The following is a 10434-nucleotide window of genomic DNA, read 5'->3' on the forward strand; positions in this document are numbered from 1 at the left end:
GCGCCCGGTGATCCGGGCGCCGCCCCTCGGGCGTTCACACCTCAGACGACGTCGCTCTCGTCGACGAGGTAGGCGAACTCGTCGAAGATCTCCAGCACGACGACGACCAGCACGGCCGCCGCCACCATGTACTCCAGCATGACGCCCGGGGCCACGTACGCCTTGCGCAGGTGCTCGTCGGGGCCGAGCTGCGCGGTCGCGACCTTGCGGAACGGATCGCGCGCCAGTATCCGCACGGCCTTGTCCAACTGAGCTCGACGCTCGCCGGGCAGGCCGTCGTACGCCGCCCGGGCCTCGACGGTGAACTGAACTCGGTACTCGCTCATGTCCTCAGTGTGCCAGCCCGCGATACCGTCGGAGCCATGAGCATTCGCGCCGTGGTCTGGGACGTTGACGACACTCTCTTCGACTACACGACCGCCGACCGCGAGGGCATGCGGGCGTATCTCACCGCCGAGCGGCTGCTCGACTGGTTCGGCACGGCGGAGGAGGCCCTCGCGCGCTGGCGGGAGGTGACCGACCAGCAGTGGGCGCGGTTCTCCGCGGGCGGCGTCACCTTCGAGGACCAGCGCCGGGACCGGGTACGGGCTTTTCTGGAGCGGCCCGAGCTGACCGACGCGGAGACGGACGCCTGGTTCCGGCGGTACATCACGCACTACGAGGCCGCCTGGTCGCTCTTCCCGGACGTCCTGCCCGTGCTCGACGTGCTCGCCGCCAGCCACCGCCATGCGGTGCTCTCCAACTCCAGCATCCACGTCCAGGACCACAAGCTGCGCGCCCTCGGCGTGTACGACCGTTTCGAGGCCGTCCTGTGCGCCGCCGAGCTCGGCGTCTCCAAGCCCGAGGCCGGCGCCTTCCTCGCGGCCTGCGAGGCCCTGTCGCTGCCCCCGCACCAGGTGGCCTACGTCGGGGACCACCCCGAGATCGACGGACAGGGCGCCGCCGACGCCGGGCTGCTCTCGGTGTGGATCGACCGTCGCGGCGGCACGGCGACCGTGGAGCTCCCGGCCGGCCGGCACCGGATCGTCTCCCTCGCCGAACTCCCGGCGATCCTCGGCGCGGATACCCGTTTTGGAGCGCAGTCCACCTTCGGGTAATGTTCTTCCTGCGCCGCCGGAGAGCGGGCCGAAAGGCCGGAACCGACGGAGCGAAACTAGAACAAGATCCCCTCCGGGGCTTGCGTTCCAGTGGCCTATGGTGTAATTGGCAGCACGACTGATTCTGGTTCAGTTAGTCTTGGTTCGAGTCCAGGTAGGCCAGCTCGCAGAGCTCATCTGCGCATGCGGAGATCGATTCCGCGAAGCCCCCGTTGTGTAGCGGCCTAGCACGCTGCCCTCTCAAGGCAGTAGCGCCGGTTCGAATCCGGTCGGGGGTACTGGTTCCGATCTTCTCGGGACTGCTAGGGCCCCCGTTGTGTAGCGGCCTAGCACGCCGCCCTCTCAAGGCGGTAGCGCCGGTTCGAATCCGGTCGGGGGTACAAACTGGTCTAAACCACATTGGTCTATGGTGTAATTGGCAGCACGACTGATTCTGGTTCAGTTAGTCTAGGTTCGAGTCCTGGTAGACCAGCTCGGATCTGCGGCGATGCAGTTCAAACGCTCGCAAGATCCTCGCCCCCGTTGTGTAGCGGCCTAGCACGCCGCCCTCTCAAGGCGGTAGCGCCGGTTCGAATCCGGTCGGGGGTACCACTTCAAGGCCCTTCGCTTCGGCGGAGGGCCTTGTGCGTGTGCCCGCCGCCGAGGCGTCGCTCATTCGAAGCCGTACCGCCGCGCCGGCGCCTCCTCATACGTCAACCCGGCGCAGGACAGGAGCAGTTCGGCGTCCCGGTCGTCCCCGAGGCGGATCGTCTCGACATCTGCCGTGCACGCGCGGGCCTGCCGTTGCGGGAAAGGGCTGCCGCGGCGTTGAGGCCGCCCTTTTCCGCACCGGATCAGCCGTTGCGGCGCAGGGCCTCCGACAGGCGGGCCGCGGCGTCGATGACCGCCTGGGCGTGCATACGGCCCGGGTGGCGCGTCAGACGCTCGATGGGGCCCGAGACGGAGACGGCGGCCACCACGCGGTTGGAGGGGCCGCGGACCGGCGCGGAGACGGAGGCGACGCCCGGCTCGCGCTCGCCGATGGACTGGGCCCAGCCGCGGCGCCGCACGCCCGACAGGGCGGTCGCCGTGAAGCGGGCGCCCTGGAGACCGCGGTGCAGGCGCTCCGGCTCCTCCCAGGCCATCAGGATCTGGGCCGACGAGCCCGCCTTCATCGTGAGCGTGGAGCCGACCGGCACCGTGTCCCGAAGACCGGACAGGCGCTCCGCCGCGGCCACGCAGATGCGCATGTCGCCCTGGCGGCGGTAGAGCTGCGCGCTCTCGCCCGTGATGTCCCGCAGGTGCGTGAGCACCGGGCCGGCGGTGGCCAGCAGGCGGTCCTCGCCGGCGGCCGCGGCCAGCTCGGCGAGTCGGGGGCCGAGAATGAAACGGCCCTGCATGTCGCGCGCGACCATACGGTGGTGTTCCAAAGCCACGGCCAGACGGTGGGCCGTGGGTCGTGCGAGTCCGGTGGCAGCGACCAAGCCTGCGAGGGTGGCCGGACCGGACTCCAGGGCGCTCAGGACAAGGGCTGCCTTGTCCAGGACGCCGACGCCGCTACTGTTGTCCATGAAACGATACTCCCGTCTCACTCTGTGAAACGCAAGTTCATTTTTCCGTGAGACGCGCAACCCTTGGACGCATGGTGGCCCGCGGACCAACGGGCCAGGCGGCGGGTGCCCGGGGAAAAACAGGGGCCGGTGGGCGTCGCCTCCACAAGATCTCTAGTTGGGCCGGTGCGTCATTGCCGGCCGGAGGGAAAGCGATGGGTAGGACACTCGCGGAGAAGGTCTGGGACGACCACGTCGTCCGGCGCGCCGAGGGCGAGCCCGACCTCCTCTTCATCGATCTGCACCTCCTGCACGAGGTGACCAGCCCGCAGGCCTTCGACGGACTGCGGCAGAACGGCCGCCCGGTGCGCCGTCTCGACCTCACCATCGCGACCGAGGACCACAACACCCCGACCCTCGACATCGACAAGCCGATCGCGGACCCGGTCTCCCGGGCCCAGCTGGAGACGCTGCGCAAGAACTGCGCCGACTTCGGCGTCCGGCTGCACCCGCTGGGCGACGTCGAGCAGGGCGTCGTGCACGTCGTCGGCCCGCAGCTGGGCCTGACCCAGCCCGGGATGACGGTCGTCTGCGGCGACTCCCACACCTCCACGCACGGCGCCTTCGGCGGCCTGGCGTTCGGCATCGGCACCTCGCAGGTCGAGCACGTGCTGGCCACCCAGACCCTGCCGATGGCCCGCCCGAAGACCATGGCGATCACCGTCGAGGGCGAGCTGCCCGACGGCGTCACCGCCAAGGACCTGATCCTGGCGATCATCGCCCGCATCGGCACCGGCGGCGGTCAGGGCTACGTCCTGGAGTACCGCGGCTCCGCCATCGAGAAGCTCTCGATGGAGGCCCGCATGACCATCTGCAACATGTCGATCGAGGCCGGCGCCCGCGCGGGCATGATCGCGCCCGACCAGACCACCTTCGACTACCTCGAGGGCCGCCCGCACGCCCCCAAGGGCGAGGACTGGGACGCGGCCGTCGCGTACTGGAAGACGCTGAGGACCGACGACGACGCCGAGTTCGACGCCGAGGTGGTCATCGAGGCCGCCGCGCTGTCGCCGTTCGTCACCTGGGGCACCAACCCCGGCCAGGGCGCGCCGCTTTCGGCCGACGTCCCCGACCCTGCTTCGTACGAAGACGCTTCGGAGCGCCTCGCCGCCGAAAAGGCCCTGGAATACATGGGGTTGGAGGCCGGACAGTCGCTGCGCTCCATCAAGGTGGACACCGTCTTCGTAGGTTCGTGCACCAACGGCCGCATCGAGGACCTGCGCGCGGCCGCCGAGCTCGTCAAGGGCCGCAAAGTCGCCGACGGCGTACGGATGCTGGTCGTCCCGGGCTCCGCGCGCGTCGGTCTGCAGGCCGTCTCCGAGGGTCTGGACCTGGTCTTCAAGGAGGCCGGCGCCGAATGGCGGCACGCGGGCTGCTCGATGTGCCTCGGGATGAACCCCGACCAGCTGGCCCCCGGGGAGCGCTCGGCGTCCACCTCCAACCGCAACTTCGAGGGCCGACAGGGCAAGGGCGGTCGGACGCACCTGGTGTCGCCGCAGGTCGCGGCCGCGACGGCCGTCCTGGGCCACCTGGCCTCCCCGGCCGACCTGTCCGACGCCGAGACCCCTACGCCCGCTGGAGTCTGATCACTCATGGAAGCATTCATCTCGCACACCGGCCGGGCCGTCCCGCTGCGCCGCTCCAACGTCGACACCGACCAGATCATCCCTGCTCACTGGCTCAAGAAGGTCACCAGGGACGGCTTCGAGGACGGGCTGTTCGAGGCCTGGCGCAAGGACGCGGAGTTCATCCTCAACCGGCCCGAGCGGCAGGGCGCGAGCGTGCTGGTCGCCGGCCCCGACTTCGGCACCGGGTCCTCCCGCGAGCATGCCGTCTGGGCACTGCAGAACTACGGCTTCAAGACCGTGATCTCGTCCCGCTTCGCCGACATCTTCCGCGGTAACTCGCTGAAGAACGGCCTGCTCACGGTGGTGATCGACCAGAAGATCGTCGACGCGCTGTGGGAGCTCACGGAGCAGGACCCGCAGGCCGAGATCACCGTCGACCTCGAGGCCCGCGAGGTGCGGGCCGAGGGGATCACCGCCTCCTTCGACCTGGACGAGAACTCCCGCTGGCGGCTGCTCAACGGCCTCGACGACATCTCCATCACCCTGCAGAACGAGGGTGACATCGCCGCCTACGAGGCCAAGCGGCCCTCGTACAAGCCGAGGACGATCGAGGTCTGACCCCGAGGCCTCTCCAGGCCCGAGACGGCCCCGGCCGGGTCGAGTTTCGGCCACCGCGACACCCCCTCCGTACCCCCGATCGGTCCGATCGGGGGTACGGCCGTGTCTGGGCCCGTCCGGCCCCCGAGACCTTCATCGTTTCTGCCAACTTCCCACGTTAGAGGGGTTGTTGCCGGGGTACGCGCAGTGTGTGGACGCGACCGCCGGACGGGCGCGGAGGGCCGTTCGAGGCGGCAGTTGCCCCCTGGGCGGGCGACAACTCGCCCCAGATGGCACAATCTGTGCATGGAACACGACGGCCAACTCGAGCTCTATACGGCGGTCGCGAACCAGCTCAAGGAAGCGCACACAACAGTGCGCGCACTGCAAGTCCCGGAGGGCGTACGGATGGCGCTGACCCGGAAGCTGCTGGTCATCACGGCCGCGGCCAAGCACGATCTCGCCGATGCGACAAGGCGTCTGGAGCGGTTCATGGCGGACCTCGACGAGGGGCGAATGCCCGAAGAGGAGCGCTGATCGCTTCCGGAGCAGCCGACTTCGTTGCGGCACAAGGGTGATTAGCCCGTTTCGTGTTTGATTTGCGGTATATATCTGCCTAACGTGCGAAAAAGCTTGAACACTTTCGTTCTGGCGAATGTCTCCGAAGGGGAAGACGTGAACAAGGCGCAGCTCGTAGAAGCGATTGCCGACAAGCTGGGCGGCCGCCAGCAGGCCGCCGAGGCGGTCGACGCGGTCCTGGACGCCATCGTCCGCGCTACGGTCGCCGGCGACCGGGTCTCGGTCACCGGCTTCGGTTCGTTCGAGAAGGTCGACCGGCCGGCCCGCTACGCCCGCAACCCCCAGACGGGCGAGCGGGTTCGGGTCAAGAAGACCTCCGTCCCGCGCTTCCGCGCAGGCCAGGGCTTCAAGGACCTGGTGAGCGGCTCGAAGAAGCTCCCGCGCGGCGGCGAGGTCTCGGTCAAGAAGGCCCCGAAGGGCAGCCTGACCGGCGGCGCGTCCGCGACGGTCAAGAAGGCCGCCGCGAAGAAGGCCGCCCCCGCGAAGAGGGCCTCGGCCGCCGCGAAGAAGGCCGCCCCCGCGAAGAAGACGACGGCCGCCGCGAAGAAGACCACGGCCACCGCCAAGAAGACCACCGCGAAGAAGACCGCCGCCAAGAGCACGACGGCGGCCGCCAAGAAGACCACCACCGCGAAGTCGGCCGCCGCGAAGAAGACGACGGCCCAGAAGGCCCCGGCGAAGAAGGCGACGGCCAAGAAGGCCCCCGCCAGGAAGTCCACCGCACGCAAGACCACCGCCAAAAAGGCCACCGCCCGCAAGGCCTAGGGCACCTGGGGCTGCTCACGCGCCGGGCCGGACTCCCTCTCGGAGCCCGGCCCGCGGCGTGTCCGGCGGCTGCCCCGCCTCAGAAGGTCTGGAGCGTCACCAGGGTGATCCTGGGCCGCTCCTTCGGTCCGTCCGTCTCGATACGCACCCGCTGTCCGGGCCGCAGCAGCCTCAGCCCGCCGGCGTCGAAGGCCGGCGCGTCGAAGGGCACCGGCGTGCCGTCGTCGAGCAGCACCTGCCCGCTGCGGGTGTCGGGGTCGTACGTGTATGCGGTCGCCTGCATGGCGGCAGCCTACTGCCCGGGGATCAGCAGGCGCGCGGTCGCCGCGGCCGTCCGGGGCCCCACGCCGAGCGCCAGCGCGGCCCGCAGGTCCTCGCCGGTGTCCACGTCCTGGCGTACCGAATCCACCGCGTCGAGACGGAGTTCCACCGCTCCCGAGGCTCGATGGCGGGCCCGGGAATCCGGGCCGAATGCCGGGCGCAGCGCACGGCCGGGTACGACGGCGAGAAGCGTGGTGCCGATTGCCGCCGCGTCCGGAAGGAATGCGCGGGGGAATTCCGCGGCCGCGTCCAGTACCCGGGCCAATTCCGGCGCGCGCAGCGACGGCAGATCGGCGTTCAGGGCCGCGAGGGGCGCGTCGGGACGAAGAGTCCGCACGACGGCCGCTCCGTGGGCCAGCGCGGCGTTCAGGCCCGCCCCCGGCTCGTCCGGGACGATCCGGGCGCCCAGGGCCGCCAGTGTGCGCGCGGCCAGGGCGTCGTCGGTGACCACGGCCACATCCCGCACCGCGGGCGAGGCCAGCGCCGCCGCCACGGTGTCCTCGGCGAAGGCCAGGGCGACGCCCGGGCGCAGACCGTCGGCGGCCGTGTCGGCGAGCCTGCTCTTGGCCAGCGCCAGGGGCTTCAGGGGTATGACCAAGGTCCACCGCACCGGCGTGCCTCCCCTCTCTTGTCGCGGTCATTGTCACCCGGCCCGTCCGTGCGCAGGACGCGCGGGCGTACGGTGTTCTCGACAGACCCGCGGTCCGGAGCGACACTTGTGCGGCCCCGGGCTCCGCTGCAGGCCCAGGGAAGTCCTAGAGGAAGGTGTTCGCGTGCCCCGCCGCAGAATCGGCTTCTGGTACCGCTTCGCCGCGGTGCTGTGCAAACCCTGGCTGGTGGTTCTGATCAAGCGGGACTGGCGTGGAATGGAGCACATTCCGGCCGAGGGTGGATTTATCACCGCGGTGAACCACAATTCGCATGTCGACCCCTTCGCGTACGCGCACTTTCAGTACAACACCGGACGGGTGCCGCGATTCCTGGCGAAGAGCGGGCTTTTCCGGGAGGGATTCGTCGGAGCCGCGATGCGCGGCACCGGGCAGATCCCCGTCTACCGCGAGAGCACGGACGCGCTGAGCGCCTTCCGGGCCGCCATCGACGCCGTGGAGCGCGGCGAGTGCGTCGCGTTCTACCCCGAGGGCACCCTCACCCGCGACCCGGACGGCTGGCCGATGACCGCCAAGACCGGCGCCGCGCGCGTGGCCCTGCAGACCAGGTGCCCGGTGATCCCCGTCGCCCAGTGGGGCGCCAACGAACTGCTGGCCCCGTACGCCAAGAAGCCCGACCTCTTCCCGCGCAAGACCCACCACGTGCTCGCGGGCCCGCCCGTGGACCTCTCACGGTTCTACGGCAGGGAGACCACCCCCGAGCTGCTCAAGGAGGCCACGGAGGTCATCATGGCGGCCGTCACCGGCCTGCTGGAGGAGATCCGCGGCGAGAAGGCGCCCGAGACGCCCTACGACCCGCGCAGGGAGCGCATCGAGCAGCGCCGCCGCACCCAGGCCGAGGCCGCCGCGGAGAACGGCGCGGCGGCCGGCGGCCCGCACACCGACCGCGCCGACCGCGCGGGGACCGGGCACGTGCAGGCCCGTCACGAGGGGGAGAACAGCAAGTGAGCAACTCCGTGAAGGCGGCCGTCTTCGGCACCGGATCATGGGGGACCGCCTTCGGCGCCGTCCTCGCCGACGCGGGCTGCGAGGTGACGCTGTGGGCGCGCCGCGCCGAGCTCGCCGACGCGGTCAACTCCACCCGCAGCAACCCCGACTACCTCCCCGGCATCGAGCTCCCGCGCAACCTGCGCGCCACCGCCGACCCGGCCGAGGCGGCCCGCGGCGCCGACTTCACCGTCCTCGCCATCCCCTCGCAGACGCTGCGCGCCAACCTCGCCGACTGGAGTGGGCTGCTCGCCCCGGACACCGTCCTGGTGTCGCTGATGAAGGGCGTCGAGCTCGGCACGACCATGCGGATGAGCGAGGTGATCGAGGACGTCGCCAAGGTGGGCCGGGACCGGATCGCCGTCGTCACCGGGCCCAACCTCGCCAAGGAGATCGCCTCCCGCAGGCCGGCCGCGGCCGTCGTCGCCTGCACCGACGAAGGCGTCGCCAGGCGTCTGCAGGCCGCCTGCCACACCCCCTACTTCCGCCCGTACACCAACACCGACGTGGTGGGCTGCGAACTGGGCGGCGCCGTCAAGAACGTCATCGGTCTCGCGGTCGGCATCGCGGACGGCATGGGACTCGGCGACAACGCCAAGGGCTCGCTGATCACGCGCGGGCTCGCCGAGACGACCCGGCTGGGCCTGGCGATGGGCGCGGACCCCCTGACCTTCGCCGGACTCGCCGGGCTCGGCGACCTGGTGGCCACCTGCTCCTCGCCGCTGTCGCGCAACCACACCTTCGGCACCAACCTCGGCAAGGGCATGACGCTGCAGGAGACCATCGCGGTCACCCGGCAGACCGCCGAGGGCGTCAAGTCCTGTGAGTCGGTGCTGGATCTGGCCCGGCGGCACGGCGTCGACATGCCGATCACCGAGACGGTCGTCGCCATCGTGCACGAGGGCAAGCCTCCGGTGGTCGCCGTCAAGGAGCTGATGTCGCGCAGCGCGAAGCCGGAACGACGCTGAGCGAACCCGCCGGGCGGACGCTGACTGCCGGCACTACCACCGGGTACTCTCAAGCCGATATGAGCACCGAGAACCTCCCCCAGAGCCCTCAGCAGCCCTCTCGCAAGCCGCGGGTCGCCGTCGTCTTCGGCGGTCGCAGCTCCGAGCACGGGATCTCCGTGGTCACCGCCGGCGCGGTCCTGCGGGCCATCGACCGGACGCGGTACGAGGTGCTGCCGATCGGCATCACGCGTGAGGGCGGCTGGTTCCTCACCGCCGACGAGCCCGAGCGCATGGCGATCACCGACCGCCGCACGCCCGACGTCGACGAACTCGCCGAGTCGCGGGACGGCGGCGTGGTGCTCCCCGTCGACCCCGCGAACCGCGAAGTCGTCTACTACGAGGCCGGATCGGTGCCCAAGGCGCTCGGCGAGGTCGACGTCGTCTTCCCGGTGCTGCACGGCCCCTACGGGGAGGACGGCACGCTGCAGGGCATGCTGGAGCTCTCCGGTGTCCCGTACGTGGGGTCGGGGGTGCTCGCCTCGGCCGTCGGCCAGGACAAGGAGTACATGAAGCGGGTGTTCACCTCCTTCGGGCTCAAGGTCGGCCCGTACGCGGTGATCCGGCCGCGCGAGTGGGCGCAGGACGAGTCGGCCGCCCGCAAGAAGATCGTCGACTTCGCCGGCGAGCACGGCTGGCCGCTCTTCGTGAAGCCCGCGCGCGCGGGCTCGTCCATCGGCATCACCAAGGTGGACGATCTGGCGGGCCTCGACGAGGCGATCGCCGAGGCCCAGCGCCACGACCCGAAGATCCTGGTCGAGGCGGCGCTGCGGGGCCGCGAGATCGAGTGCGGCGTCCTGGAGTTCGAGGACGGCCCGCGCGCGTCCGTGCCGGCCGAGATCCCGCCGCCGGACGCCCACGCCTACTACGACTTCGACGCCAAGTACATCGACTCGACCCCCGGCATCGTCCCGGCGCCGCTCACGCCCGAGGAGACGGCCGAGGTGCGTCGCCTCGCGGTGGACGCGTTCGAGGCGGCGTCCTGCGAGGGCCTGGTCCGCGCGGACTTCTTCCTCACGGACGAGGGCGAGTTCGTCATCAACGAGATCAACACGATGCCCGGCTTCACGCCGATCTCGATGTACCCCAAGATGTGGGAGGAGACCGGGATCGGCTATCCCGAGCTGGTGGACCGCCTGGTCCAGGCGGCTCTGCGCAGGTCCACGGGCCTGCGCTGATCCGGCGCCGACCGACGCGGGACCGGTGCGACCGGTCCGGTCGGACGGCGCCGGATCAGCGCAGGCCCGTGGACCTGC

The 10434-nt window shown here is 70.6% G+C and carries 12 protein-coding genes and 5 tRNA genes; 13 read left to right on the top strand and 4 right to left on the bottom strand.

Annotation, left to right across the window (positions count from 1 at the left end):
• Positions 1-41: 41 nt before the first annotated feature.
• Entirely contained in the window at positions 42-326 is a 285-nt protein-coding gene (locus ABT300_RS37085) for a type II toxin-antitoxin system RelE family toxin (RefSeq protein WP_351685592.1), read from the bottom strand.
• Between the two features lie 36 nt (positions 327-362).
• On the opposite strand from ABT300_RS37085, the gene ABT300_RS37090 reads away from it, so the two are divergent.
• The 6 genes from ABT300_RS37090 (at position 363) to ABT300_RS37115 (ending at position 1688) form a co-directional block, all read left to right on the top strand.
• A complete protein-coding gene (locus ABT300_RS37090; protein WP_351685595.1) occupies positions 363-1097 on the top strand; it encodes an HAD family hydrolase in 735 nt (244 codons plus the stop codon).
• Between the two features lie 91 nt (positions 1098-1188).
• Positions 1189-1260 (top strand) — tRNA-Gln (locus ABT300_RS37095).
• 42 nt (positions 1261-1302) lie between these two features.
• Positions 1303-1375, top strand: a tRNA-Glu gene (locus tag ABT300_RS37100).
• 29 nt (positions 1376-1404) lie between these two features.
• A tRNA-Glu gene (locus ABT300_RS37105) sits at positions 1405-1477 on the top strand.
• A gap of 20 nt (positions 1478-1497) precedes the next feature.
• Positions 1498-1569: transfer RNA gene (locus ABT300_RS37110), tRNA-Gln, on the top strand.
• Positions 1570-1612: 43 nt separating this feature from the next.
• Positions 1613-1688 (top strand) — tRNA-Glu (locus ABT300_RS37115).
• A 242-nt stretch (positions 1689-1930) separates the two neighbouring features.
• On the opposite strand, the gene ndgR is transcribed toward ABT300_RS37115, so the two are convergent.
• On the bottom strand, positions 1931-2647 hold the full coding sequence (ndgR, locus tag ABT300_RS37120; RefSeq protein WP_319281674.1) for an IclR family transcriptional regulator NdgR: 717 nt from the start codon (positions 2645-2647) through the stop codon (positions 1931-1933).
• Between the two features lie 194 nt (positions 2648-2841).
• Here ndgR and leuC point away from each other — a divergent pair, with 194 nt between their 5' ends.
• The 4 genes from leuC (at position 2842) to ABT300_RS37140 (ending at position 6195) form a co-directional block, all read left to right on the top strand.
• Positions 2842-4272, top strand: a complete 1431-nt coding sequence (leuC, locus tag ABT300_RS37125) for a 3-isopropylmalate dehydratase large subunit (protein WP_351685598.1) — start codon at positions 2842-2844, stop codon at positions 4270-4272.
• Positions 4273-4278: 6 nt separating this feature from the next.
• The gene (leuD, locus tag ABT300_RS37130) at positions 4279-4872 is read left to right on the top strand and encodes a 3-isopropylmalate dehydratase small subunit (RefSeq protein WP_351685601.1); all 594 of its coding nucleotides are present in this window, start codon (positions 4279-4281) and stop codon (positions 4870-4872) included.
• Positions 4873-5157: 285 nt separating this feature from the next.
• Complete coding sequence (locus ABT300_RS37135) at positions 5158-5388, top strand: SCO5555 family protein (protein ID WP_067257351.1); 231 nt, start codon at positions 5158-5160, stop codon at positions 5386-5388.
• 138 nt (positions 5389-5526) lie between these two features.
• Positions 5527-6195 (top strand): HU family DNA-binding protein, encoded by a 669-nt coding sequence (locus ABT300_RS37140; RefSeq protein ID WP_351685604.1) that lies wholly within the window; start codon positions 5527-5529, stop codon positions 6193-6195.
• A gap of 79 nt (positions 6196-6274) precedes the next feature.
• Here the strand turns inward: ABT300_RS37140 and ABT300_RS37145 are convergent, their stop codons facing one another.
• On the bottom strand, positions 6275-6478 hold the full coding sequence (locus ABT300_RS37145; RefSeq protein ID WP_107441747.1) for a hypothetical protein: 204 nt from the start codon (positions 6476-6478) through the stop codon (positions 6275-6277).
• 9 nt (positions 6479-6487) lie between these two features.
• Entirely contained in the window at positions 6488-7126 is a 639-nt protein-coding gene (gene cofC / locus ABT300_RS37150) for a 2-phospho-L-lactate guanylyltransferase (RefSeq protein WP_351685607.1), read from the bottom strand.
• Positions 7127-7289: 163 nt separating this feature from the next.
• On the opposite strand from cofC, the gene ABT300_RS37155 reads away from it, so the two are divergent.
• From ABT300_RS37155 to ABT300_RS37165, 3 genes are read left to right on the top strand one after another with little or no spacing between them, the layout of a single operon-like run.
• On the top strand, positions 7290-8132 hold the full coding sequence (locus tag ABT300_RS37155) for a lysophospholipid acyltransferase family protein (protein WP_351685610.1): 843 nt from the start codon (positions 7290-7292) through the stop codon (positions 8130-8132).
• Positions 8129-9139 carry an NAD(P)H-dependent glycerol-3-phosphate dehydrogenase gene (locus ABT300_RS37160; protein WP_351685613.1) on the top strand — a complete coding sequence of 337 codons (1011 nt, stop codon included), beginning with the start codon at positions 8129-8131 and terminating at the stop codon, positions 9137-9139. Before ABT300_RS37155 ends, ABT300_RS37160 begins: the two co-directional genes overlap by 4 nt.
• Before the next feature lie 59 nt (positions 9140-9198).
• On the top strand, positions 9199-10356 hold the full coding sequence (locus ABT300_RS37165; RefSeq protein ID WP_351685616.1) for a D-alanine--D-alanine ligase family protein: 1158 nt from the start codon (positions 9199-9201) through the stop codon (positions 10354-10356).
• The last annotated feature ends 78 nt before the right edge of the window (positions 10357-10434 follow it).

It is taken from the genome of Streptomyces sp. NPDC001027, assembly GCF_040299045.1.
Classification (GTDB): Bacteria; Actinomycetota; Actinomycetes; order Streptomycetales; family Streptomycetaceae; genus Streptomyces.